The sequence below is a fragment of the Nocardiopsis prasina DSM 43845 genome (assembly GCF_000341265.1).
GTDB lineage: Bacteria > Actinomycetota > Actinomycetes > Streptosporangiales > Streptosporangiaceae > Nocardiopsis > Nocardiopsis prasina.
The window spans coordinates 1-25805 of sequence record NZ_ANAE01000205.1 but is presented as its reverse complement, the minus strand read 5'-3'; the positions used below and the strand labels follow the sequence as shown (position 1 = coordinate 25805).

At 71.4% G+C, this 25805-nt stretch carries 18 protein-coding genes; 9 read left to right on the top strand and 9 right to left on the bottom strand.

Features of this window, described 5'->3' with window-relative positions:
* Positions 1 to 11: 11 nt before the first annotated feature.
* Positions 12 to 1010: an anti-sigma factor RsbA family regulatory protein gene (locus D452_RS0124960; RefSeq protein ID WP_017546861.1), complete on the top strand. Its 999-nt coding sequence runs from the start codon at positions 12 to 14 to the stop codon at positions 1008 to 1010.
* On the opposite strand, the gene D452_RS0124955 is transcribed toward D452_RS0124960, so the two are convergent.
* A complete protein-coding gene (locus D452_RS0124955) occupies positions 1000 to 1347 on the bottom strand; it encodes an STAS domain-containing protein (RefSeq protein ID WP_017546860.1) in 348 nt (115 codons plus the stop codon). The genes D452_RS0124960 and D452_RS0124955 overlap by 11 nt on opposite strands.
* A 163-nt stretch (positions 1348 to 1510) precedes the next feature.
* A complete protein-coding gene (locus D452_RS0124950; protein ID WP_017546859.1) occupies positions 1511 to 2278 on the bottom strand; it encodes a GAF and ANTAR domain-containing protein in 768 nt (255 codons plus the stop codon).
* Between the two features lie 147 nt (positions 2279 to 2425).
* On the opposite strand from D452_RS0124950, the gene D452_RS0124945 reads away from it, so the two are divergent.
* Entirely contained in the window at positions 2426 to 3583 is a 1158-nt protein-coding gene (locus tag D452_RS0124945) for a PAS domain-containing protein (RefSeq protein ID WP_026129660.1), read from the top strand.
* Positions 3584 to 4215: 632 nt separating this feature from the next.
* On the opposite strand, the gene D452_RS0124940 is transcribed toward D452_RS0124945, so the two are convergent.
* Both D452_RS0124940 and D452_RS0124935 read right to left on the bottom strand, forming a co-directional pair.
* Positions 4216 to 4854, bottom strand: coding sequence for a response regulator (locus D452_RS0124940; protein ID WP_017546857.1), 639 nt, complete (start codon positions 4852 to 4854; stop codon positions 4216 to 4218).
* 6 nt (positions 4855 to 4860) lie between these two features.
* Positions 4861 to 9285, bottom strand: a complete 4425-nt coding sequence (locus D452_RS0124935; RefSeq protein WP_017546856.1) for a HAMP domain-containing protein — start codon at positions 9283 to 9285, stop codon at positions 4861 to 4863.
* A 418-nt stretch (positions 9286 to 9703) separates the two neighbouring features.
* Between D452_RS0124935 and D452_RS0124930 the strand changes: the two genes are divergently transcribed.
* A complete protein-coding gene (locus tag D452_RS0124930; protein WP_017546855.1) occupies positions 9704 to 11869 on the top strand; it encodes a SpoIIE family protein phosphatase in 2166 nt (721 codons plus the stop codon).
* Between the two features lie 117 nt (positions 11870 to 11986).
* Here D452_RS0124930 and D452_RS0124925 read toward each other — a convergent pair whose 3' ends face one another.
* Positions 11987 to 12592, bottom strand: a complete 606-nt coding sequence (locus tag D452_RS0124925) for a response regulator transcription factor (RefSeq protein WP_017546854.1) — start codon at positions 12590 to 12592, stop codon at positions 11987 to 11989.
* Positions 12593 to 12822: 230 nt separating this feature from the next.
* Between D452_RS0124925 and D452_RS0124920 the strand changes: the two genes are divergently transcribed.
* From D452_RS0124920 to D452_RS0124910, 3 genes are all read left to right on the top strand, one after another.
* Complete coding sequence (locus tag D452_RS0124920; protein WP_017546853.1) at positions 12823 to 14556, top strand: S1C family serine protease; 1734 nt, start codon at positions 12823 to 12825, stop codon at positions 14554 to 14556.
* A gap of 302 nt (positions 14557 to 14858) precedes the next feature.
* Positions 14859 to 16118 (top strand): glycosyltransferase, encoded by a 1260-nt coding sequence (locus tag D452_RS0124915; RefSeq protein ID WP_017546852.1) that lies wholly within the window; start codon positions 14859 to 14861, stop codon positions 16116 to 16118.
* A gap of 127 nt (positions 16119 to 16245) precedes the next feature.
* Positions 16246 to 16632: a hypothetical protein gene (locus D452_RS0124910; RefSeq protein ID WP_017546851.1), complete on the top strand. Its 387-nt coding sequence runs from the start codon at positions 16246 to 16248 to the stop codon at positions 16630 to 16632.
* Here D452_RS0124910 and D452_RS28955 read toward each other — a convergent pair.
* The 3 genes from D452_RS28955 to D452_RS0124895 all read right to left on the bottom strand — a co-directional run bounded on the left by D452_RS28955 (position 16629) and on the right by D452_RS0124895 (position 19970).
* The gene (locus D452_RS28955) at positions 16629 to 18185 is read right to left on the bottom strand and encodes a sensor histidine kinase (RefSeq protein ID WP_017546850.1); all 1557 of its coding nucleotides are present in this window, start codon (positions 18183 to 18185) and stop codon (positions 16629 to 16631) included. The genes D452_RS0124910 and D452_RS28955 overlap by 4 nt on opposite strands.
* A 62-nt stretch (positions 18186 to 18247) precedes the next feature.
* On the bottom strand, positions 18248 to 18946 hold the full coding sequence (locus tag D452_RS0124900; protein WP_026129659.1) for a response regulator transcription factor: 699 nt from the start codon (positions 18944 to 18946) through the stop codon (positions 18248 to 18250).
* A 76-nt stretch (positions 18947 to 19022) separates the two neighbouring features.
* Positions 19023 to 19970 carry an HpcH/HpaI aldolase/citrate lyase family protein gene (locus D452_RS0124895; RefSeq protein WP_017546848.1) on the bottom strand — a complete coding sequence of 316 codons (948 nt, stop codon included), beginning with the start codon at positions 19968 to 19970 and terminating at the stop codon, positions 19023 to 19025.
* A 164-nt stretch (positions 19971 to 20134) separates the two neighbouring features.
* On the opposite strand from D452_RS0124895, the gene D452_RS0124890 reads away from it, so the two are divergent.
* Complete coding sequence (locus D452_RS0124890; protein ID WP_017546847.1) at positions 20135 to 22471, top strand: molybdopterin-dependent oxidoreductase; 2337 nt, start codon at positions 20135 to 20137, stop codon at positions 22469 to 22471.
* Between the two features lie 346 nt (positions 22472 to 22817).
* Here the strand turns inward: D452_RS0124890 and D452_RS0124885 are convergent, their stop codons facing one another.
* Complete coding sequence (locus tag D452_RS0124885) at positions 22818 to 23480, bottom strand: GntR family transcriptional regulator (RefSeq protein ID WP_017546846.1); 663 nt, start codon at positions 23478 to 23480, stop codon at positions 22818 to 22820.
* A gap of 183 nt (positions 23481 to 23663) precedes the next feature.
* Here D452_RS0124885 and D452_RS0124880 point away from each other — a divergent pair, with 183 nt between their 5' ends.
* Complete coding sequence (locus D452_RS0124880) at positions 23664 to 24854, top strand: CaiB/BaiF CoA transferase family protein (RefSeq protein ID WP_017546845.1); 1191 nt, start codon at positions 23664 to 23666, stop codon at positions 24852 to 24854.
* A gap of 53 nt (positions 24855 to 24907) precedes the next feature.
* Positions 24908 to 25805 (top strand): fumarate hydratase (locus D452_RS0124875; RefSeq protein ID WP_026129658.1); only part of this gene is annotated, 898 nt, incomplete at its 3' end.

Genomic DNA, 25805 nt, shown 5'->3' with positions numbered 1-25805 from the left:
CGCCCACACCGATGACGTTCGAACACCAGGGACTCCTGTTCCGCCGTGAGAGACGGTTCCACGATGTGGCGTTGGAGCGGCTGCGGTCCGCCGTCCGCGCCGACGCCCACGTCGTGCTCTCCGTCGCCGACCCCGGACCGCTCCTGAACGGACTGGACCGGCACGAGCGTGACAGGGTGAACGTCGTCGGGAGGGACGACCTCTACGAGGCCCCTGGGCGCACTCTGGCCGCCCTGCACCGGCTGGCCCTGCTCCACGGGCCGGGGCCGGTGAGCGTGGTGGCCGAGCCGCCCCTGGCGTCGCTGGCACACGGGCCGACGATGGAGCTGCGCGAGTGGCACCGGCTGGAGTCGGTGTTGAGCACCGCGTTGGCACCGATGCGCATGCGCATGCTGTGCGTGCACGACGAGCGCCTCCTGGGGCCAGGCGTGCGCGCCGCGATCCGGGCCACCCACCCGACGCTGGTGGGCGAGGCGGGTCCGCGACCCAACCCGGCCTACCTGGGGACCGAGGCCTTCGGCCGCCGCCCCCTGGCGCCGGAGCCGCTCGCCGTACGGGGGCCGGTGCACCGGTTGGAGATCGGGCAGTCGCTCCCCCGGCTGCGCGAGGAGCTCACGGCGCTGGCGGGCGCGGTCGGCCTGCCCCCGGAGCGGGTGGACAGCATGGTCGTGGCGGTGAACGAACTCGCGGCGAACGTGCTCGAACACGGCGCGGGCAAGGGCAGCGTCCACCTGTGGCGTGCGCGGGACCGGTGGGTGTGCGACGTGCTCGACGAACACGGCGACCTCACTGATCCGCTGGCGGGCTACCGGCCGGCCGACACGCTCCGCTCACGCGGCTACGGGCTGTGGATCACCCGGCAGACCTGTGACTTCCTGGAGATCTGCGGCAGCGGTGAGGGGTCGCTGACCCGGCTGCACTTCGTCGACCAGACTCCTGTCGGCCAGCAGGGCGGTTCGGCCGGTGCCCGTGCGGGGTGCGGCGGCCGGGGCGTCGAGCTCATCCCTTGAGCGTGTCCACGGCGTTGTCCGTGCTCGCGTCGATCGGGATGACCTGGTCGATGCCCGCTATCACGAACAGGCGGTTCACCTGCTGCTGCGGTTCGGTGACGACGAGGCCCAGGCCGAGGTCGCGGGCCTGCCGGAAGGCCGAGACGAGCACCCCGATGCAGCGGGAATCGCAGAAGCCCACCTTGGCGAGGTCGACCACCACCCCGACGGGCAGGGGTGCGGACAGCACCTCGTCGAGGGCCTCCGCGAGGGCGGGTGAGGTGACGGCGTCCATCTCCCCCACGGGTGTCACGATGACGACGCCATCCTCGCGGCGGATCGAGATGTCTGACGTCACGCTCGGTTCTCCTTGTCGTTCGCGTGCACCGGGCCGAGCTCGACGCTCCCCCGGGCGGACCGACCGCCACCGCGTACCGCGACGGCCCCGAACCCTCATCATGACGGCTCACGGTCACGCTCTGGACTCGGAGTGACCTCGACCCGTAGGCGAAGCCGCCGTCTCAGCGCCCGTCTGGCCTCGGACGGCGCGACCGCTGCGGCCCGGTGTTCTCCGCGACCAGGTCCCGAGCCACGTCCACGACCTTCTTCCGGTTACGCTGCGCCACCTCCCGCAGTGCGGCGAAGGCGGTGTCGGCGTCACAGCCCCGGGCATGCATGATGATGCCCTTGGCCTGGTCGATCACCGTGCGCGCGGACATCGCGCGGCGCATGTGGGCGGACTCGCGGGCGGCGTCGGCCTGGCGGTCGGCGGTGTTCAGGGCCATCGCGGCGTGTTCGGCCAGCAGCGCCGTGAGCTGGGTGACGACCTCCTCGTCGAAGGCGTCGGCGCGGCCGGAGTGCACGCCGAAGGTGAGGATGCGGTCCTCGTCGCCGTCCCCGGAGAGTTGGCTGGGCTGGGTGACGGAGGAGCGGTCGCCGCACTGGACGGCCATGCTCGTGTACCGGGGCCAGCGGCTCTCGCGCAGCACGTCGGCGACGCGGACCTGGGTCATCTCGCGGACGGCCTCCACGGTGGGGCCCTGGTCGGTCGTGTACTGGTGTTCCAGGGCCTCGGCGAGGTCGGAGTGCGAGGCGCCGTAGTCGGTGACCACGTGGCGGATGGAGCCGTCCTGTCCCACCACCTCGCGCCAGACCACCACCAGCGCGGCCGAGCAGCCGGGGACTCCGAGGGCGGCGGCCCTGCTCATCTGGTCCAGGGCCCGTTCGAGGGTGGTGTGCTCCGCCTGCCCCAACGCGCCGATGTCACGGGCGAGGTGTTCGATCCACACTGTCCGAACCTCCTCCGACGATTCCCGGGTCACCGCTCCAAAGGTAACCTTCGGGAGACCCTCGACCGGACGGTCGTCAGATCGGGTCAACGCTGTCAGGCCCGTTGCTGGCGGGACGCCCTCGACGATGACCGGGAGACCCTGAGCGTGTCGGAGAACCTCGCCGATCTGCAACGCGAGATCGCTGCTCTGAGTGAGCGGATAGTTGCCCTGCGCAATACGCACGCCATGTACCCGGACGACGCCCAGGGCACCGCCGAGGCGGCCCTGGCCGAGCTGGAGTACGCCGAGCGCCTGCTCGGGACCGCCGGATCGGAACTCGCCCGCGCCCACAGCGAACCCCCCGAACCCCGCAGACCAGCCGAGGACGGCGACCGCGCACTGCTGCGCGCGGTGTTCAACGAACTCAGCGTGCCCGTGGTCCTGCTCGACCACGACGGCTACGTGCGAAGGATCAACGGCGCCGGGGCCACCCAGCTGGGCAGCGCCCCCGGATACCTCACCGGAAAACCCTTCACGCACTTCGTGGACCTGCGCAAACGGGCCGCGATGCAGTCGTGGTTGGCGGCGGTCCTGCGCGGGGACGGCCCGGCGCACCTGGAGTCGCGGCTGGCCCAGCGCGGCTGGGCGGAGGACGTGCACCTGACGCTCACCCGCCTGGAGCTGCCCACCGAGGCGCAGCCGCTGGTGCTGGTGGCGATGTCGCCGCCCATGAGCGGCGCTGACGAGGAGGGCCCGGCCCCGCTGGAGTCCGAGGTGGAGGACCAGGTCGTCGTGTTGGCCGCGCGACGCCTGGACGTGCTCACCCGGATGACCCGGCTGCTGCTGCGCGGCACCACCCCGACGAGGGACCTGGCCCTGACCGACGCGGCCGACCTCCTGGCCGACTCCTACGCGGACTGGGTGATCATCGACGTCTGCGACCTGCCGGAGGGGCCCAGGGCGGCCCGCCGCGCGACCGTGATCGGCCCCGCCGACGCCCCCGAGGGGCAGCTTGAGGAGGTCGCCTCGCTCACCCCGGGCGACTCGGACATCCCCGGCGAGGTGCTGGGCCGGGGCCAGTCCCTGTTGTTCCCCCTGATCGAGGACGAGACGGTCCTGGGCCGCTCGCGCGTCGGCGCCCCTCTCCTGTCCGTCCTCGGCGCGGGTTCGCTGCTGTCCGTGCCCCTGAGGGGCAGCCGGGGGGTGCGCGGCGCACTCACCCTGATCCGCCGCAGCAACCGGGGCAGCTTCCGATTGGCCGATCTCGGCCTGATCGAGGAGATCGGCGAGCACATCGGCCTGGCCCTCCCACCGCGGCCGTGATTCGTAGGGCACTCCCTTACGGCTGGGGATCGCTGACCGGGCTCACACCCGTGGCTCAGGTGAACAGGCGGCTCCCGCGCGTGGCAGAGGCGGATGGTCGCGGCCGGATGTCTCAGTCGCGAAGGGTTGCCACACAGGTGGTCGCCCCTCAGCCACAGGCGAAGTACCGAACCGGCTGCTCAGCCACAGGCGTGAGTCCCGCCCGTCCACCCCAGCCACAAGGGGGGGCGCTTTCGTTCGGTGCCGGAGAGGGTTCTGCAAGACGAGTCAAGCCGCCAGCGAGGAACGAGCCAGGCGTAGACGAGGATGAAGAATCCCTCTGCAAAGGCACCGAACACGGGCCAAAGCGAAGCGGAGGCCCAAAGAAGATGAGGGTGCCGGAGAGGGTTCTGCAAGACGAGTCAAGCCGCCAGCGAGGAACGAGCCAGGCGTAGACGAGGATGCTGTGTCGCCTTGAACCCAAATCCCTCTGCAAAGGCCCCGAACCCAGGCCGAAGCGAAGCGGAGGCCCCAAGAAGACGAGGGTGCCGGAGAGGGTTCCGGAGGTGGTGAAGGTGGGATTGCGAGGAACGAGCCATCGCACCGCAGGCGCCGAAGGTTCCTCTGCAAAGGCGCCGAGCAAAGGCCCCGAATTACTCGGGCCCGTGCAGCGTGTCGACCAGGGTGGACAGCCGTGAGGCGGAGCGGTCGACTCGTCGGACGGCGTCCACCAGTGGCTGGTCGACCTCCTGGTAGTTGTCGACGATGTGCTCGCGGAGGGAGGCGAGGTCGGTCTGGACCTGGCGCGAGCGCTGGGCCAGCTGCTCGGCCAGGACCCGTCCGGGTTCCCCGGTCTCCTGGTTGAGTACCCGCTGGAGTGACCTGGCCTGTTCGCGCATCTGCGCCTTGAGCTGGTGCAGTTCCACGAACACCTCGACCTTGGAGCGCAGCACCCACGGGTCGAACGGCTTGATCAGGAAGTCCACCGCGCGCGACGAGTAGCCGCGGAAGACCTGGTGCCGATCGACTTCCTGGGCGGTCAGGAAGATGATCGGCACGTCCTTGGTCTTCTCGCGCTGCTTGATGTGCGCGGCGGTCTCGTACCCGTCCATGCCCGGCATGATCACGTCGAGCAGGATGACCGCGAAGTCGGTGCCCAGAAGGTGCTTCAGAGCCTCCTCACCCGAGTTGGCCCTGACCAGGTTCTGGTCGAGGGAGGTGAGGGCCGCCTCCAAAGCGATCAGGTTCTCGTCTCGGTCGTCGACGAGAAGGATGTTGGCCTTCTGAGTCACTGCTGGCTACTCCGAGTCTTCTGTCGGGGTGCTACCGGTGCTGCCAGTGTCCCCGCTCGCGTCGTTGTTATCCGTGGTGTCGCTGTTGCCGTCGTGGCCTCTGGCGCCATTGTGCCCGGCTTCGGTCACGTCCGTTCCACCGGCCCTCAGGTCGTCGCCCGCCGCGCCCGCTCTGGTCTCCTCCGGGCCAGCCGTGAGCCAGCGTCGCATCACGTCCAGGAGGTGGTCCAGGTCCACCGGCTTGGTCACGTAGTCCGTGGCCCCGGCCGCGAGGCTGCGCTCCCGGTCACCCTGCATGGCCTTGGCCGTCAGGGAGATGATCGGCAGGTCCTCGAACTGCGGCATCTCGCGGATGCGCTGGGTGGTCTGGTTGCCGTCCAGCTCGGGCATCATCACGTCCATCAGGACGAGGGAGATCTCCTCGTTGGCCTCCAGCTTCTCGATGCCGGTGTGCCCGTTGTCAGCGTAGAGGACCTCCAGCCCCTGGGCTTCGAGGGCGCTGGTCAGCGCGAACACGTTGCGCACGTCGTCGTCGACGATCAGCACCCGTTGTCCGGCCAGCACGGCCCGCCGCTCGGGGTCGGTCCGGGCCTCCACGGTCTCCTGGGAGCTCTCGCTCGACTCCGCCTCGGCGGGTTCGGGCGCCTTGAGCACCTGCACCATGGGCAACGGCTCGACCGTCTCACCGGAGTCGGTCAGGGCCGCCACGACGGCGTCGAAGTCCTCGTCCGGCAGGTTGAGGTCGTCGTCGGACAGGTCCGGCAGGGAGTCGTACTCGATCCGGCTCGGTTCGATCGCGGGCACCGGCTCCAGGCTGGTGGTGATCTCGTCCGCGTTCTCCCCGGCGTCGTCGGGCAACCGGACCGGGAGCAGCAGGGTGAAGGTCGACCCCCGGTTGGCCACGCTCTGCACGCGGATCTCGCCGCCGAGCAGACGGGCGAAGTTGCGGCTGATGGACAGGCCCAGGCCCGTGCCGCCGAACCGCCGCGAGGTGCCGCCGTCACCCTGGTGGAAGGCCTCGAAGATCACCTGGAGTTTGTCCTCGGCGATCCCGATGCCGGTGTCGGCGACGGTGAACGCGATGACCTCCTCGTTCTCCACGAACATGTCGAGGTCGGCGTCCTCCAGCGCCCAGGCGGGCTCGATCAGCAGCCGTACCTCGCCCTGCGGGGTGAACTTCACCGCGTTGGAGAGCAGGTTGCGCAGGATCTGCTGGAGGCGCTGCTCGTCGGTCCACAGGGTGCCCGGGATGTCCGGTGAGACGTCCACCGCGAACGCCAGCCCCTGCTCACCGGTGACCGGGCGGAAGGTGGCCTCCACGTAGTCGACGAGCTGGGCGATGGAGACCTCGCTGGGCTGCACCTCGGCGCGGCCCGCCTCCACCTTGGACAGGTCCAGGATCTCGTCGATGAGCAGCAGCAGGTCGCTGCCGGCCTTGTGGATGGTCTGCGCGAACTCCACCTGCTTGGCGGACAGGTTCTGCTCGGCGTTGTCCGCGAGCAGGCGGGCCAGGATCAGCAGGCTGTTCAGCGGCGTGCGCAGCTCGTGCGACATGTTGGCCAGGAACTCGGACTTGTACTTGGACGAGACCTGGAGCTGGTGCGCGCGCTCCTCCAGGGCGTTGCGGGAACGCTGGATCTGCTGGTTCTGGAGTTCGATCGCGCGGTTCTGGTTGGCCAGCTGGGTGGCCTTCTGCCGCAGCTCCGCGTTCTTGCCGCGCAGCTCCTCCTGCTGGCGCTGGAGCTCGTTGGAGCGTTCGCGCAGCTGGCTGGTGAGCTGCTGGGACTGTTCGAGCAGGTGCTCCGTGCGGTTGTTGGCCAGGATGGTGTTGATGGTGGTGCCGAGCAGTGCCACCAGCTGGCGCAGGAAGTTCTTGTGGATCTCACGGAACTCTTCGTAGGACGCGAACTCGATCACTCCGAGCGAGCGCCCCTCGGTGACGATCGGGAGGATGTACAGGTTGCGCGGCTGCGCGCCGCCCAGCCCGGACTCGACCTGCACGTAACCGGGCGGGATGTTGGAGATCTGCTGTTCGACCTGCTGGGACAGCGCCTCACCGGCCAGTCCGATGCCCTTGCGGATGCGCTGGCGCCCCTCGGGCGGGTCGAAGCCGAACCCGGCGTAGAGGCGGAAGACCCCCTCGTTGTCCTGGTCCTCGGGCAGGTAGCAGGCGCCGTGCTGGGCCCCGATCAGCGGCGTCACCTCGGTCATGATCAGGCGGGCGAGCTCGTTGAGGTCGCGGTGGCCCTGGATGTGACCGGAGATGCGGGCCAGGTTGGACTTGAGCCAGTCCGCGTCGGCCTGGTCGGCGGTGGTCTCGCGCAGGTTGGACACCATCAGGTTGATGTTGTCCTTGAGCTGTTCCATCTCGCCGCGGGTGTCGACCTGGATGTTGCGGGTCAGGTCGCCCTTGGCGACGGCGTTGGCGACCTCGGCGATCGCGCGCACCTGTGTGGTGAGGTTGCCCGCCAGCCCGTTCACGCTGTCGGTCAGCTGCTTCCACGTGCCGGTGACGCCCTCGACCTTGGCCTGGCCGCCCAGCTGCCCCTGGCTGCCCACCTCGTGCGCCACCCGGGTGACCTCGGTGGCGAAGGCCGACAGCTGGTCGACCATCGTGTTCACCGTCGTCTTCACCTCCAGGATCTCGCCCTGGGCGTTGACGTCGATCTTCTTGGTGAGGTCACCGGCGGCGACGGCGGTCGTGACCTCGGAGATGTTGCGCACCTGGGTGGTGAGGTTGTGCGACATCGAGTTCACGTTCTCGGTGAGGTCGTTCCAGATGCCGGAGACGCCCCTGACGCTGGCGCGGCCGCCCAGCTTGCCCTCGGTGCCCACCTCACGGGCCACGCGTGTCACCTCGTCGGCGAACGCGGACAGCTGGTCCACCATCACGTTGATGGTGTCCTTCAGCTCCAGCATCTCGCCCTTGGCGTTGACGGTGACCTTCTTGGTCAGGTCACCGGCGGCGACCGCCCGCGTGACCATGGAGATCTGCCGCACCTGGTAGGTCAGGTTGTTGGCCATGGAGTTCACGTTGTCCGTGAGGTCCTTCCAGACCCCGGACACGTCGCGCACGTGGGCCTGCCCGGCCAGTTTGCCCTCGGTGCCCACTTCGCGGGCCACCCTGGTGACCTCGTCGGCGAATGTCGACAGCTGGTCCACCATCTTGTTGATGGTGTCCTTCATGTCGAGCATCTCGCCCTGGGCGTCGACGGTGATCTTCTTGCTCAGGTCGCCCTTGGCGACCGCCGTCGTCACCTGGGAGATGTTGCGGACCTGGTAGGTGAGGCTGTTGGCCATCGAGTTGACGTTGTCGGTCAGGTCCTTCCAGATGCCCGACACGCCCTTGACGTTGGCGCGACCGCCCAGCTTGCCCTCGGTACCCACCTCGCGGGCCACCCTCGTGACCTCGTCCGCCAGGGAGTCGAGCTGGTCGACCATGGTGTTCACGGTGTTCTTCAGGGCCAGCATCTCGCCCTGGACGTCCACCTCGACCTTGCGGGTGAGGTCGCCCCGGGCCACCGCGGTGGTCACCTTGGAGATGTCGCGGACCTGGTTGGTCAGGTTGTCCGCCATGGAGTTCACGTTGTCCGTGAGGTTCTTCCAGATGCCCTGGACCCCTCGGACGTTGGCGCGGCCGCCGAGCTTGCCCTCGGTGCCCACCTCGCGCGCGACTCGGGTGACCTCGTCGGCGAACGTGGAGAGCTGGTCCACCATCGTGTTGAAGGTGTCCTTGAGCTCCAGCATCTCGCCCTGGACGTCGATGGTGATCTTCTTGCTGAGGTCACCTCGGGCGACGGCGGTCGTGACGGTGGAGATGTCACGGACCTGGAGGGTGAGGCGGGAGGCCATCTGGTTGACCGACTCGGTGACCTCGCGCCAGGCGCCGGAGACGTCCTCGACGCGAGCGCTGCCGCCGAGCTTGCCCTCGGTGCCCACCTCGCGGGCGACCCGGGTGACCTCCTCGGTGAAGCCGCTCATCTGGTCGGCCATCCGGTTCACGGTGTTGGCCAGGCGCAGGAGGTCGCCCTTGAGCTCGCCCCGGCGGCCCTCGGTGGACGCCCGGCGGTTCAGTTCGCCCTCGGCGACCGAGTCCAGGACCCGCGCGACGTCGGTGACGGGTTCGGCGACCTCGTCGAGGAGGACGTTGAGGGCGCGGGCGCTGTTGCCCCAAGCGCCGCGTGCCGGGTGGACGTTGACCCGCTCGTTGAGCCGGCCCTCGTCGCGCACGACGTCGCCGACCCGCTGGAGTTCGGTGCTGAGCTGCTCGCTGTGGTCGATCACCTCGTTGAAGACGGAGGTGATCTCGCGGAGTTTGCCGCTGCCGCGCGACCTGAGCCGGACACTGAAGTCGCCGTCACGCATCCGGTACAGGGCACTCAGGATCTCGTCGAGCTGGTCGTCGGCCAGTTCCGTGACCGCCTCGGGCATGAACCCCTCCTCAATCCCGCACGTCTTCTCGGCCACCGACCGCGTATCGGCCCACGGTGAACGGGCCCCGCACGAATCGCACGCACGGGACACGGAGGTGCACGTGCCTCACGAGCACCCCTGGTGACACCCCGTCACGTTATCGTCGCGGAATACCACCCGAAAGAAGCGGATGTGTCGTCTTACACTAACTGGCGGAGCCAAAGCGCACAGGAGTGTTGGGCATGTTCCCCTTTCGCTCGTGGCTGACCCGCCTCGGGTTCCCGTCCGTGAGAGCCGTTCCCGCGCGGGGTCGCGTGAGGTTCGGGGTGGTTCGGGGTTCCCAGGGAGGACGGCACGCGTATCGTGGCAGTGGCCACCCCTCCCACACCCGCGCCCAGTGACGAAGGACACCGACGGCTTGGCAGCACAAGACGCGTTGAAGGTCGCACGACGAGAGTTCCCCCCTGCTCCCGAGACCGCGGCGGCCGCCCGAGAGTTCGTGCACGACACCCTGCTCAGTTGGGGCGTGCCCGATCCCTTCGACGACATCATCCTGCTGGTGAGCGAACTGGTCACCAACGCCGTCATCCACGCGGACTCGGCGCTGGAGGTGACGGTGCGCCGCGCGGAGGGGTCGACCGAGGTGATGGTCACCGACTCCGCGCCCGAGCGCGCCGTCCCGCAGGCCGGGCCGCTGGCCGTGGACACCTCTCCCTCCACCGGTGACGAGCGCAGCGGCGGTCTGGGGCTGGCCCTGGCGTCGGCGATCGCCTCCAGCTGGGGCGTGAGCTACGGGCGCAACGACAAGGCCGTGTGGTTCCGGATCGAGGACCGGCCCGGGGACCACCCGTCGCTGGAGTCCCCTCCGGTGCGCAGGGGGCCGACCCGTCCGGTGCGCCCGCCCGCGTGGTCGGCGCTGGACTCGGCGCTGGGCTCCCGGCTGTCCCTGCCCCAGCTGCTGGAACGCACCGTGGAGTACTCGACCACGGCGTTGAGCGGGGACGCCGCCTACGTCGCGCTGGCCACCTCGGACGAGACCATGTGGGAGGTGCGCTCGGCGGTGGGGCTCACCGGCGGTGCGCCGTGGCGTCCGCTGCGGGTGCGCTCAGAGGAGATCTTCCCGTCCGCCGCGCCCGAACCCGGCCCGGTGATCAACGACGACCTGATGATCGCCCGCACCACCCGGGGCGCCCTGGCCAGGGCCGGGATGCGTTCGCTGGTGACGGCTCCGCTGATCGTCGACGGCCGGGTGACCGGACTGCTCGGCGTGGCCTCCACACGGGCCCGGCACTTCGGTCCGGCGGCGGCCAAGCGGCTCCAGGAGGGCGCGGACCTGATCGCCCTGCCGGTGGAGCGGTCCCGGCTGGCCGAGGTCGAGCTGAGCCGCCGTGCCTCGCTGAGCTTCCTGGCCGAGGCCAGCGACCTGCTCGCGGGCACACTGGACGAGCGGATGACGGGGGCACTGGCCGCGCAGCTGATCACCTCGCGGCTGGGCCGGTGGTGCGCCATCCACACCATCAACGAGCTGGGGATCTCCCGGCTCACCCACGTGGTGCACGGGGACGAGAACCTCAACGACGTCCTGCGGTCCCTGCTGACCGCGCTGCCGCCGCGCGAACAGCGCGAGCCGGGCCCGCTGTGGTCGAACAAGGACCTGGCCGACGAGGGTCTGGACGAGCAGATGACCGGGGCGATCGCGCGCGGTCCGGCGATCAGCATCCCGCTGGTGGCCCACGGGCGCGCGCTCGGCCGGATGACCATCGGCAAGAACGATTCGGACGACTTCACCCGCGAGGAGGCCGACGTCGCGGACGACCTCAGCCGCCGGGTGGCGTCGGCGATGGAGAACGCGCGTCTGCACGAGCGGCACACGGCCATGAGCACCGCGCTCCAGCGCAGTCTGCTGCCGCCCAAGGACAAGGAGCCGGTGATCCCCGGCGTGGACCACGCGGTCTACTACCGGCCCTCGGACGAGCGCAGCGAGGTGGGCGGGGACTTCTACGACGTGTTCTCCGCGAGCGGCCGCTGGTGCTTCGCCATCGGTGACGTGTGCGGCACCGGACCGGAGGCGGCGGCGGTCACGGGCCTGGCCCGGCACACGCTGCGCGCCCTGGCCCGGGAGGGGTTCACCCCGGCGCACATCATGCAGCGGCTGAACCTGGCGATCCTGGACGAGAACACGTCGACCCGGTTCCTGACGATGCTCTACGGGGAGATGACCCCGGCCACGGACGAGGCCGGCGGGATGCGGGTGCGCATGGTCTCGGCCGGGCACCCGTTGCCGCTGCGCCTGAACCAGAAGGGCGAGGTCGAGCCGTTCGGCACGTCCCAGCCGCTGTTGGGCGCCTTCGAGGACGTGGGCTTCAGCACGGAGAGCGTGGACATCCGCCCGGGCGAGGTGGTGCTCGCGGTGACCGACGGCGTCACCGAGCGCCGCAGCGGTTCGGACATGCTCGGCGACGAGGGTCTGATGAAGATCTTCTCCGGCGCCGCCGGGCTCACCGCGCAGGCCGTGATCAGCCGGATCGACCGTGAGCTGGAGGAGTACGCCCCGGGCGGCAACTCCGACGACACCGCGATGCTCGTCCTGCGCTTCCTGTAGCCCGGCCGCCCTCCCGTCCCGCCGGTTCCGTCGGTCCCCTCGGCCCTGCCGGTCCCGAGCCGGACCGGGCACGCCGGATCGGCCGGGTCGGCCGGATCGGCCGGGTTCACGAGCCGGTCAGAGCCAGCCCATGTCCTGGGCGGTGCGAATGGCGGCCATGCGGTTGTCCGCGCCCGTCTTGCCGATGGCGTTGGACAGGTAGTTGCGGACGGTGCCCTCGGTGAGGTGCAGGGCCTTGGCGATGCGGGCGACGGTGGCGCCGTCGGCGGCGGCGCGGAGCACCTCGGCCTCGCGGTCGGTGAGCGGGCTCTCCCCGCCGACCATCGCGGCGGCGGCCAGTTCGGTGTCGATGTAGCGGCCGCCCTCGTGCACCCTGCGGATGGCCCCGGCGAGCTGTTCGACGGGGGCGTCCTTGGCGAGGAAGCCCCGGGCCCCGGAGGTCAGGGCGCGGCGCAGGTAACCGGGGCGGCCGAAGCTCGTGAGGATGACGACCCCGCAGCCGGGGGCGCGCTCCTTCAGTTCGGCGGCGGCCTCCAGCCCGGTGGCGCCCGGCATCTCGATGTCCAGGACGGCGACGGCGGCCCCGTGTTCGAGGACGGTGTCGACCACCTGGTCTCCGCGCCCCACCTCGGCGACGACCTCCAGGTCGTCCTCCAGTCCGAGGAGCGCGGCGATCGCTCCTCGCACGAGGTGTTCGTCGTCGGCGAGAACGAGCTTGATCACGGGTGGGGCCTTCCCTGTCGTACCGGGTTCCGGAAGCGGGGGCGCGGTATCGTTTCGGACATTGTGGTGCATAAGTCAATGCGTTCGCACGGAAACACACACCGGGTCACACCGCCGACCAGGGCCGGAGCCAACTCGAAACCACGATGTATGGGGCTCTCACCCTGTTCTAACCCACGCCCCCCAAGATGAAGCAAGTCAGTACATCGTCCCGTCAGCCGGAGGATGAGTTGCACCCGAACGACCCGAGTGAAGGTCCGGAGACCGGTGCTGGAGCCGAGCGCGGCGACGCCGAGCACGGTCACACCGGGTCCGGTGCCACGGACCAGCCCGAGACCGGTGAGGCGCGCCCCTTCGAGGGTTCCCTCCCCGACGACGCCGCGAACGAGCAGCCGGGCGGGCCCGGTCCGTCCGCCCCGCGCTTCTCCGCGCCCGAGGGCTCCCAGCCCGGCTGGGCGACCGGCCCCAACGACACCGACCGGGCCTCCTACGTCTTCCCCGGCCCCGACGGCCACGCGGGCTCCGCTCCCGGTCCGGCGCCGGAGGGCCCGCGGCCCGGTGACGGCCCCGAGCGGCCCGGGGGCTTCGGCGGCCCGTTCGACCCGCCCCAGGGCCCGCGGATCGCGGGCCACCAGCCTCCAGGGGCGCCGCCGCCCCAGGGGCCGCACACGGCGGCCTTCATGGCCGGGGGTCACGGCGGCCCGCAGGGGCCGGGTGGCTTCGGCGGAGCACACCCCCAGGGTCCGCACCCCCAGGGTGGTCCGCACTCCCAGGGGCCGCACCAGACGAGTCAGTTCGGACCGTCCCACTACCCGCAGTTCGGCCAGGGACCCTTCCCCGGCCAGCCGCAGGAGGCCCGCAAGAAGCGCGGCACCGGCCGCATCGTGGGCGTGGCGGCGGCTACCGCCCTCGTCACCAGCCTGATCGTCGGCCCGGCCGCCGCCCTGGGAACCGCCTACCTGATGCCCGGCGGGGGCAGCTCCCCGATCAGTTCGCTCACCGGCGAGCAGGGGACGACCGCGACCGAGGGCGCCGTCGGCGACGTCGCCGACGAGGTCCTGCCCAGCGTGGTCTCCATCCAGACCAGCGCGGGCGGCGGCAGCGGTGTCGTCATCTCCTCGGACGGCCAGATCCTGACCAACGCGCACGTGGTGGAGGCCGCCGGTGAGGGCCCCCTGCTGGTGCGGTTCAACGACGGCACCTCGGCGGAGGCGGAGCTGCTCGGGGCCGACCCGGTCTCCGACATCGCCGTGCTCCAGGCCCAGGGCCGTAACGACCTCACCCCCGCGAAACTCGGCGACTCCGACCAGGTCGGCGTCGGCGGCGACGTGGTGGCGATCGGTTCGCCGCTCGGGCTGTCCGGCACGGTGACCACGGGCGTGGTGAGCGCGCTCAACCGCCCGGTGAACACCGGTGCCACCGAGAGCGGCGGCAGCCAGACCGCGACGGTGATCAACGCGATCCAGACCGACGCCGCGATCAACCCCGGCAACTCCGGCGGCCCGCTGGTGAACATGGCCGGTGAGGTGATCGGGATCAACACCGCGATCGCCGGGCTCTCCCAGGAGAGCGGTTCGGTGGGTCTGGGCTTCGCCATCCCCATCAACCAGGTCCGGCCGATCACCGAGCAGCTGGTCGAGACCGGCAGCGCGAGCTACCCGGCCATCCAGGCCACCATCGCGCCCAGCCCGGTCGGCGGCGCGCAGATCATGGAGCTGACCGAGGGCGGGGCCGCCGAGGAGGCGGGCCTGAAGGTCGAGGACGTGATCGTGTCCGTGGACGGGGAGGCCGTTTCCTCTCCGGACCAGCTGATCGCGCTCATCCGCGCCCTGCGGCCCGGTGACGAGGTCACCCTGGGCGTGCTGCCCGGTGGCAGCGGCACCGAGCAGGAGGTCACGGTGACGCTGGGCGAGCAGAGCGCGGCCGCGGCTGAGGAGGAGGCCTCGGAGATCGAGGAGGACTGACGGGGGCGTCTTCCTTTTCTTTCTCCGATCCCGGGACGGGGGCGGACTGGCCAGGAGGCCGGTCCGCCCCCGTCCGCTGCGCGGGGTGGGGGTTGCGAACCGGTGTCCGAGACGCGGCCATTGTGCCTTGACACACAAAGGCGACCACGGAGAGTATTCTTCCCTGCGCCTTCTGCTACGTCGCCGGTCGCCTCGGCGTCACCGGAAGGTCGGCGACGGTCCATACCGGTGGACCACACTCGTCGTACACCGCACCGGACCAGAGCACGGCCCAGCCGCTCGACGCCTCCAGGAGAACCGGTATGTCCACGTCCTTCGTGCCGCAGTCCCCCACCGTTCCCCGGTCGCCGGAGAAGGGTCGCGGGGGGCGCCGCGTCCGGGTCCTCATCGGCACCGACACCTACCCGCCCGACGTGAACGGCGCCGCCTACTTCACCGCCCGCCTGGCCCACGGACTGGCCGAGCGCGGCGCCGAGGTGCACGTCCTGGGCCCCTCGCCCACCGGCCGCCCCTTCGTGGCCGAGCGCGACGGAGTGGTGGAACACCGCCTGCGGTCCATGCCGTCCCTGGCGCACGAGAGCGTGCGCCTGGCCCTGCCGCCGGGGGTGCGCGGGCACCTGAACCGACTCCTGGACCGGCTGCGCCCGGACACCGTGCACATCCAGAACCACTTCGTGGTCGGCAGGATCCTCACCCACGCCGCGCGCGCCCACGGCATCCCGGTGGTGGCCACCAATCACTTCATGCCCGAGAACCTCTTCGACCCCATGCGCATACCCGAGCCCCTGCGCCCGTACGCGGCCCGCCTGGCCTGGTGGGATCTGGGCCGCGTGCTGTCGAAGGTCGAGCACGTGACCACGCCGACCCCGGCCGCCGCGGGTCTCCTGACGCAGCAGGGGTTCGCCCGTCCGGTGGAGCCCGTCTCCTGCGGCATCGATCTGTCCCGGTTCCAGCCGCTGCCCGCCAAGGCACCGGCGGCCGAACGTCGGCGCCTGCGCGAGCGTTTCGGCGTCCCCGACCGCACGACCATGCTGTTCGTGGGCCGTCTGGACGAGGAGAAGAACGCCGACGAGCTGGTCCGGGCCGTGGGGCTCCTGCCCGGCGTCCAGCTGGTGCTGGCCGGGCACGGCGCCCACCGGGACAGGTTGGAGGAGCTGGCCCGCGCGGAGGGGGTCGCCGACCGGGTGGTGTTCCTCGGGTTCGTCGCCCACGAGGACCTGCCCGACGTGTACCGGTGCGCGGACGTGTTCACCATCGCGGGCACCGCCGAGCTCCAGAGCATCGCCACTCTGGAGGCCATGGCCAGCGGACTGCCCCTGGTGGCCGCCGACGCCATGGCCCTGCCCCACCTGGTGGAGGAGGGCCGCAACGGCTACCTGTACCAGCCGGGCCACCCGATCGAGTTGGCCGCACGGATGCGCCTGGTGGTGGAGGACGAGGCCACGCGGAAGCGGATGGGCGCGCACAGCAGGTCGATGGCGTCCCGGCACCGTCTGGAGGACTCCCTGGAGCGCTTCGAGCGGATCTACCGGGAGGCGACGGTCGGCGCCCGCCCCTGGTGAGGGCCCCGAGCCGCCCGGGGTCGACCTGGGGTTCGGCCCGGAGTTCGCCCCGGAACCGCTCCGACCCGGAAGTGTCGGTGCCGCCTGGTTCGATGTCCCCAGTCGGACACATGACCGGGAGGACTCCATGGGTACCTGGGGCAGCGGGAACCTCGACAACGACACGGCCGCCGACCACCTGTCGGCCGTCATCGACCGGCTCGTCGGGGAGGTCGCCGCGGCGATGGCCGGCGACCCGGTCGAACTGGAGGCCGACGAGTACTGGGGCGACGCCGTCCCGTGCCACCTGGAACTGCTGTACGTCCTCGCGCGTGAGGGCTATTCGGGCGGGCGGCTGCCCGCACCCGAGGTCGTGCTCGGTTGGCGCCGGATCTACATGGCGGCCTGGGAGCGGAGCATCGACGGGCTCGAACCCTCCCCGGAGTTCAGGGAGGAGCGCCGGGCCGTGCTGCACCGCACCTTCGACCGGCTGGCCGTCGCGGCCGCCCCCGACGCCCCCTCCCTGACCGGCTAGGCGGTTGGCCCCGGAGGCGCTGGCGGAACCCCTGGCGGCGGCCCCGGAGGCGCGCCCGCAGGTCCGGGCGGTGTGGCCGGAGGCCCCGGGGGTGCGGGCGGCGGTCCGTCCTGCGGCGGCCGGTGGAGCGGCAGCTGGAGGCCGATCACCATGCCCCCGCCCTCCCGGTTGCGGGCGAACACCTGACCGCCGTGCGTGTGCGCGATCTCCTTGACCATGGACAGCCCCAGTCCGGAGCCGGGCAGGCCGCGCGCGACGGTGGCCCGGAAGAAGCGTTCGAAGAGGTGACCGATCTCGGCCGGGTCCACGCCCGGACCGCGGTCCAGGACCTCCACCACGCCCTGGCGGACCCGGATGACGATCGGCTCGCTCCCCTCGGGGTCGAACTTGGCGGAGTTCTCCACCGGATTGGCCAGGGCCCGTTCCAGGGAGCCGGGCCGTCCCCACACCACGCTGTCGTCCGCGTCCACCAGGATCTCCCTGCCGGTGCGGCGGTGGCTGCGCGCCGCCACCCGCCTGGCGACGTCGGCGAGCGCGACCGGGCTCGGGGACTCGTCCTCGTGGTTGCCGGTGGCCAGCCCGACCAGTTCGTTGACCAGCCCGGTCAGCTCGCGGGTCTCCCCCTGGAGGTCGTCGATGAGCCGTTGGCGCCCCTCCGGGCTGAGCCGGTCCACCCGGCCCAGCACCTGCACGTTGGTGTGCAGGCTGGTGAGCGGGGTCCGCAGCTCGTGCGCGGCGTCCTGCACCAGACGGCGCTGTTCGTCCTTGGAGCGTGCCAGGCGGGCCAGCATGGCGTTGAACGCCGTGCTCAGCCGCCCCACCTCGTCGTTGCCCGGCTCCTCCGGGGCGACGGGTCCTCCGGCCGGATCGCCCTGCTCTCCGTGGGCGTTCCGGTTCGGGGTGACCGGGTCCAGGCGTCCGGTGGAGCTGACGTACTCGGCGGCGTTGGTGAGCCGGACCAGGCGGCCGGTGATGCGGTGGCCCGCCAGCCAGCCCACCGAGGCCGCGCACAGGGCGACCAGCAGGCCCACCCACAGGATCTGGGTGGCCAGCCGCCCGATCATCTGCTCCACGGGGGAGAGCCGTTGCAGGAGCTGGATCGCGCCGCGCCCCTCCCCCAGGGACACGGTGCCCACCCGGTACTCCTGGCCCTGGATCCGGGTCTCCCTGGTGTCCACGACCCCGGCGCCCTCGGCCCGGGCCACCTCCAGGTCCGCGGAGGTGGGGTGGAAGGAGGAGAGTTCGTGCCGGTTGGCGAGCAGCCGCGCCCAGGTGCCGTCCGGGGTGAGGATCTGCGCGTCCAGGCTGCCGGGCGCCAGGAAGGTGAAGGTGTTGCCGTCCGGGGCGTCCTGGTTGTTCTGCGCGGAGACCACGAGCTGCCGGGACAGGTTCTGCACGGCCTCGTCGAACTCGCTCTCGGCGTCGGCCCGGATGAGCGCGGCGGCGGTGCTGTAGGCCAGAGTGCCGACGAGGGCGATGGTGAACGCCGCGACCAGGGCGAAGAGCACGGCGAACCGGGTGCCGAGGCGCCACTCCCTCGGGTGCAGGACCATGCTGGCGCGCGAGGGCCCCGGGGAAGCGGGCGTCGGTGCGGGTTCGGGAGCGGACACGGGCCTCACCCCTGGGGACGCAGCGTGTACCCGACGCCCCGGACCGTCTGGATCAGCGGCGGACCGCCGTCCTCCAGCTTGCGGCGCAGGTAGCTGATGTAGACCGCGAGGTTCTTGGACTCCGGACCGAAGTCGTAGCCCCAGATGCGGTCGTAGATGGTGGCGTGGTCGAGCACGATCCCCGAGTTGCGCATGAGCAGTTCGAGCAGGTCGAACTCGGTCTTGGACAGCTCGATCTCGCGTTCGCCCCGCCAGACCCGGCGGGCCCGGGCGTCCAGCCGCAGCTCGCCCACCCGCAGAGGAGCGTCCCCGTCGACCTCCTCGGGCACGGGTGCGGCGCGGCGCAGCAGTGCGCGCAGTCGCGCCAGGAGTTCGTCGAGCTCGAAGGGCTTGGCGAGGTAGTCGTCGGCCCCGGCGTCCAGCCCCGCCACCCGCTCCGGGGTCTCCACCCTGGCGGTGAGCATGAGGATGGGGGTCCTGTCCTGTTCGGCGCGCAGCACGCGGGCCACTCCGAGCCCGTCGACCCCGGGCATCATCACGTCCAGGACGAGCAGGTCCACGGGGTCGGCGTGGACGGCGGCCAGCGCCTGGACGCCGTCCGCCGCCGTCCGCACCGTGTACCCCTCCAGTTGGAGGGCGCGTTCCAGGGACTCCCTGATGGCCCGGTCATCGTCGGCGATCAGGACGGTGGCGGTGCTTTCCATGGGGGACATGCTCTCCCACCTTGGTGAGAGGTCGGTAAGAGGCGGGCCGGAAGGGTGCGAGACCGGTGGTCGCGGGTCAGGCGCCGGGTTCGAACGCGCGGGTACGGGTGAGTCCGGCGGCGCGGCCCTTGCCCGCCACGACCAGAGCCATCTTGCGGGAGGCCTCGTCGAGCATCTCCTCGCCGAGCATGACGGCGCCGCGCCGGTCGACGGTGGTGGCGTGCTGGTAGGCGTCCAGGATCAGCTCGGCGTGGTCGTAGTCCTCCTGGGTCGGCGCGTAGGCCTCGTTGGCCGCCTCCACCTGGAGCGGGTGCAGGACCCACTTGCCGTCGAACCCGAGCGCGGCGGTGCGCCCGGCCGCCCTGCGGAAGGCGTCGACGTCGCGGATCTGGAGGTAGGGGCCGTCGATGGCCTGGAGGCCGTGGGCGCGGGCGGCCACGAGGATGCGCATGAGGACGTGGTGGTAGGCGTCACCGGTGTCGTAGCCGGGCGGCTGCTCCCCCACGACCAGGCTCTTCATGTTGACCGAGGCCATGAAGTCGGCGGGTCCGTAGACCAGCGTCTCCAGGCGGGGCGAGGCGGCGGCGATCCGGTCCACCTCGACCAGGCCCTTGGCGTCCTCGATCTGCGCCTCGATCCCGATCCGGCCGACCGGCAGGTCCGAGGCGCGTTCGATCTGGGTGAGGAGGGTGTCCAGCCAGTGGACGTCCCGGGCCTCGGTGACCTTGGGCAGGACGAGGGTGTCCAGGTGCGCCCCGGCACCCTCGACGACGGCGATGACGTCGCGGTAGGCCCACTCGGTGGCGACGTCGTTGACGCGCACCGACCGGACCCGGCCCTCCCAGCCGCCGTCGTTGAGCGCGCGGACCACGGTGGCGCGGGCGGCCTCCTTCTCCGTCGGCGCTACGGCGTCCTCCAGGTCCAGGAAGAAGGCGTCGGTTTCCAGTCCCCGGGCCTTCTCCACGAACCGGGGGTTGGACCCCGGGACCGCGAGTACCGACCGCCGTGACCTGAGTTCGCCCATCTTCGCCTGCTCCCTTGCGCGTGTGTCCTGGTGTTGGCTGCGCGGATCATCATCGCACCGCGACCGGTCGCCGCAGGAGGCGCGTCCCCCGCGCTGCGTAGAGTGTGACCTGGGAGGGGGTCGTATCCCCGTCCGGGGTCACGCAGGGGAACACGGGAGTGCACATGTCCGCGACGCTTCGCCCGACCAGCGCCCACTGGGGCAGCTACCAGGTCGAGGTCCACGACGACCGGGTGGTCGGCGTGCGCGCCAATCCAGAGGACCCGGAGGCGTCGCCGGTCATCGGCAACACCCCCGTGGCGCAGCACCACCGCACCAGGGTGGCCCGCCCAGCGGTGCGCCGCCGCTGGCTGGAGCACGGACCCGGACCCGACTCCCTCCGGGGCGACCCCGAGGACTCCTACGTGGAGGTGGAGTGGTCCACCGTCCTGGACCTGCTGGCCGGGGAGCTGGACAGGGTGCGTTCGGAGCACGGCAACGAGGCGATCTTCGGGGGTTCCTACGGCTGGGGCAGTGCGGGCCGCGTCCACCACGCGCAGAGCCAGCTGCACCGGTTCCTCAACACCATCGGCGGCTACACGCGGTCGGTGAACACCTACAGCCACGCCGCCCTGGAGGTGCTGTTCCCGCACCTGATCGGCACGCGGGCGGCCAACCGCCTGTTCCGGCGGGTGCCGTCCTGGAAACGCATCCGCGAGCACACGGAGCTCCTGGTGAGCTTCGGCGGGCTGCGGGTGAGCAACACGTGGACGACCTCGGGAGGACGGGACTCGCAGACCGCCGCCCAGGCGATGCGCGCGGCCTCGGACGCCGGGGTGGAGTTCGTCTCGGTGTCGCCGTTGCGCGACGACACCGACGCCGGGGTGAAGTCGGCGTGGGTCTCGCTCCGGCCGGGGACGGACACCGCCGTGATGCTGGCCCTCATGCACGTGCTGTTCTCCGAGGGGCTGGCCGACACCGCCTTCCTCGACCGCTACACGGAGGGCGCGGACCGCGTGCGCGCCTACGTCATGGGTGAGCGGGACGAGCGCGGGAACCCCGGAGGGGTGGAGCGCTCCCCCGAGTGGGCCGAGCGGGTGAGCGGGGTGCCCGCCGCGGACCTGCGCGCCCTGGCCCGGCGGATGGCCGAGAAGCGCACCCTGGTGAACGTGGGCTGGTCGCTCCAGCGGGCGAGGTACGGCGAGCAGCCGCTGTGGGCGGGGTTCGCGCTGGCCTGCGTCCTGGGCCAGGTGGGGCTTCCCGGGGCGGGGTTCGCGTCGGGGTACGGCTCCATGGGCAACTACGGGGGCGGGGCCACCCCGTTGGGGCTGCCGCGCATGCCCCAGGGGAACAACGCCGTGACCGCCTTCATCCCGGTCGCTCAGGTCTCCGACATGCTGCTGCGTCCCGGGCAGGCCTACGACTTCAACGGCGAGCGCCGCGTCTTCCCGGACATCCGGCTCGTGTACTGGGCGGGCGGCAACCCCTTCCACCACCATCAGGACCTGGCCCGGCTGACCAGGGCTTTCGGCCGTCCTGACACCGTGGTGGTGCACGAGACGCACTGGACCGCCACCGCCCGGCACGCCGACATCGTGATCCCCTCGACCACCGTGCTGGAGCGGGACGACATGGCCGCCAGCCACGGTGATCTGGCGCTGCGCGCGATGCCGCGCCTGGTCGCGCCGCACGGGCAGGCCCGCGACGAGTACGACACCTACACCGACCTGGCCGAACGTCTGGGTGTGCGGGAGGAGTTCACCGAGGGGCGGACCAGCGGCGAGTGGGCGCGGGTGGCCTACGAGCGGTGGCGGTCGCTGCTGGCCCGCCGTGACCTGGAGATCCCCGGCTTCGACGAGTTCTGGGAGCGGGGGCGGATCGAGATGCCCGGCCGGGTCGAGGACGAGACCCACCTGGGCGAGTTCCGCGAGGATCCTGAGGCCAACGCGCTGCGGACGCCGAGCGGGCGGATCGAGCTGTACTCGGAGACCATCGCGTCCTTCGGCTACGCGGACTGCCCCGGGCACCCGGTCTGGCTGCCCGGTCCGGTGGTCACCGGTGTCGACGACGCGGATCTGCCGCTGGTGCTGGTCGCCAACCAACCCGCCACCCGGCTGCACAGTCAGCAGGACATGGGCGCCTACAGCGCCTCACGGAAGGTCGACGGCCGCGACCCGATGCGGATGCACCCCGACGACGCCGAGCGGGCCGGGGTCCGGGACGGCGACGTGGTGCGTGTGTCGGGTGCGCGGGGTTCGTGCCTTGCCGGTCTGGTGGTGAGCGACGCCCTGCGGCCCGGGGTGGTCCAGCTCTCGACCGGCGCCTGGTACGACCCCTCGGGGACCGACGTCACCTGCGTGCACGGCAACCCGAACGCGCTCACCGAGGACGTGGGCACCTCGTCGCTGTCCCAGGGGTGCACAGGTCAGCTGGTGCGGGTTCGGGTGGAGCCGTACGAGGGTGCTCCGCCACGCGTCCGCGCCTTCGACCCGCCGCTGGGCGTGGAGCCGTTCGAGGGCTGACCGGGGGCACGGCGGAGTACCGACCATGGGTGGGACCCGCGCGTTCCCTGGGGCGTTCGTCGCCGGGCCGCCCCGGGCCGCCCCGGTTCGGCCCCACTGGCAGCGTTCTCAGTCGGACCACGCACTGGACCGGAATCCGAGCCCCGCGTTCCCTGGGGCGTTCGGCCTCGGGCCGGAGCGTGGGGGTCCGAGCACGGTCCCGGCCCCGTGTCGGCCCACCAGCGGGGTCTCTGTCGGACCCTCCCCAAGCCCGAATCCGGGCCCCGGGTCCACCTGGCATGTTCAACCCGGGCCGGAGGGCTCGGGCACACCATCCCGGCCCCGTCGGTCGCACCGGCGAACCATCTCAGTCGGCGGCGGTCTCCGCGGTGAGCTGGCGCATCGTGTGCTCGGCCGCCTCGTCGATGTGCGCGCGCATGAGTTCGGCGGCCAGCTCGCCGTCCCGGTCCCGGAGCGCGGCCATGATCGCGTGGTGCTGTTCCGACGACGCGTGGGCACGCCCCACGAGGCTGATCGCCTGGTAGGGGACCCCGTTCCACAGCCGGTCGATGAAGTCCATGAGGTAGTCGGAGCGGGCCGCGCCGTAGACCGTCCGGTGGAAGCGGACGTTGAGTCCGGTGATGTCCTCGTTGCGCCCGTCCTCGACGGCCCGGTCGAGGACCTTCAGGGCCTCCGCCATCTCCTCCAGCTGCGCGTCCGTGGCCTGCTCCGCGGCCAGCCGGGCCGCCATGGGTTCGAGGACGAGGCGGAGCCGGTACACGTCCTCCGCCCGCTCGGGGGTGCACTGGGCGACGACTGCCCCGAGGTTGGCCTTCTGCTCGATGAGGCCGTGGGCCGCGAGCATCCGGAGGGCGTCCCGCACGGGGGTCAAGCTCATCCCGAGCCTGCGCGCGAGGTCCTGGAGCCGTAGCCGCTCCCCCGGGGGCAGCTCTCCCGAGCGGATGGCGTCACGCAGTGCGCGGTAGGCCACCTCGGATTTGGTCGGGGCTTCCGCGCGCTCGATCGACATGGGGATCAGACTATCGCACCTTGGCATTTTGTCATTTATAAATTATTGTCACTTCCGTCGCCGTTCGTGCCGCGCGTCACATCCACCAGTGACGCGCGGCGCACGCGGCCACCGTGAGCGGTGGTCCGATCCGCCCGACCCCCAACCGCGCCTCCCCGCCAGGAGGCGCCGAAGGAGTTACCCATGCCCTCTCTGGACGGTGTCACCGTCGTCTCCATCGAGCAGGCGGTCGCGGCCCCCTTCGCCACCCGTCAGCTCGCCGACCTCGGCGCCCGGGTGATCAAGGTGGAGCGCCCCGGCTCGGGCGACTTCGCACGCGGCTACGACACCACCGTCCAGGGGATGTCGAGCCACTTCGTCTGGATCAACCGGGGCAAGGAGAGCCTCGCCCTGGACATCAAGGACCCCGACGACGCGGAGCTGCTCGGCAAGCTCATCGACCGCGCCGACGTGTTCGTGCAGAACCTGGCGCCCGGCGCCGCCGAGCGGGCCGGGTTCGGCGCCGACGCGCTCCGGGCGCGCAACCCGCGGCTGATCACCTGCCAGATCTCCGGTTACGGCACCGAGGGCCCCTACCGCGACAAGAAGGCCTACGACCTGCTCATCCAGTGCGAGGCCGGGCTCTTGTCGATCACCGGCTCCGAGGAGGAACCCGCCAAGGCCGGGGTGTCGATCGCCGACATCTCCGCCGGAATGTACGCCTACTCCGGGATCCTGGCGGCCCTGTACGAACGCGAGGCCACCGGTGTGGGCACCCACGTGGACGTCGCCATGCTGGACGCCCTCGGCGAGTGGATGGGCTACCCGTACTACTACGCGAACTACGGGGGTACGGCCCCCCGGCGCACCGGGGCCCGCCACGCCTCCATCTCCCCCTACGGCCCCTTCCGGACCGGGGACGGCGCCGAGGTGTTCCTCGCGGTGCAGAACGACCGCGAGTGGCAGGCCCTGTGCACGCGTGTGCTGGGCCGCCCCGAACTCGCCTCCGCCCCCGAGCTGGCGACCAACAGTGACCGCGTGCGCAACCAGGAGCGGGTCGCCGAGGCCGTGGAGGCGTCCTTCGCCGACCTCACCGCGGACGGCGCGACCACACGGCTGGACGCTGCGGGGATCGCCAACGCGCGCCTGCGCACCATGGCCGAGTTCGCCGACCACCCGCAGCTCGCGGCCCGCAACCGTTGGCGCGAGGTCGACACACCGCAGGGACCCGTCAGGGCGCTGCTCCCACCGGTGACGCCGGGTGGCGTCGAGCCCGTGATGGGACCGGTCCCGGCTCTGGGGGAACACACCGACGCCATCCGCGCCGAACTCGCCGAGTCCCCGCCCGGCGGCGCCTCTCCGGCAGGTTCCGCCGGAACCGGGAGGGCCTCGTGACGAACCCCCTGCCCGAGGAGGGCGTCTCGGAGGCACCTCTGTCGGACACCCCCGTGTCGGAGATCCCCTACACCGGACCGCTCCCCCTGGGCCCGGACACCACCGAGTACCGCCTCGTCGGCACCGAGGGCCTCCGGTCGCGCTCCGTCGCCGGTCGCCCCTTCCTTGAGGTCGAGCCCCGGGTGCTGCGGACCCTGACCCGGCAGGCCATGGAGGACATGGCCCATCTGCTGCGCCCGTCCCACCTCGCGCAGCTGCGCTCGATCGTCGACGACCCCGAGGCCAGCGGCAACGACCGCTTCGTCGCCTCCGACCTGCTGCGCAACGCGGCGGTCGCCGCCGGGGGCGTGCTTCCGATGTGCCAGGACACCGGCACGGCCGTGGTCATCGGGCAGCGGAGCAACGCGGTGCTGACCGACGGGGACGACCACCGTCAGATCTCGGCCGGGGTGTACGACGCCTACTCCCGCCTCAACCTGCGCTACTCCCAGATGGCGCCGCTGACCATGTGGGACGAGGTCAACACCGGCACCAACCTGCCTGCGCAGATCGACATCAAGCTCCTGCCGGGCAACGAGCCCCGGTACGAACTGCTGTTCATGGCCAAGGGCGGCGGGAGCGCGAACAAGACCTTCCTGTACCAGGAGAGCAAGGCCGTGCTCGAGGAGGAGCGCATGCTCGCCTTCCTGGAGGAGCGGCTCCGCTCCCTGGGCACCGCGGCCTGCCCGCCCTACCACCTGGCGATCGTCGTCGGCGGTTCGAGCGCCGACCAGGCGCTCACCGTCGCCAAGCTCGCGTCCACGCGCCAGCTCGACGCGCTGCCCGAACGGGGATCGCCCCTGGGCCACGGCTTCCGCGACCACGCCTTCGAGCGGCGCGTGCACGAGCTGACCCGCCGGATCGGTTACGGAGCCCAGTTCGGCGGCAAGTACTTCTGCCACGACGTCCGCG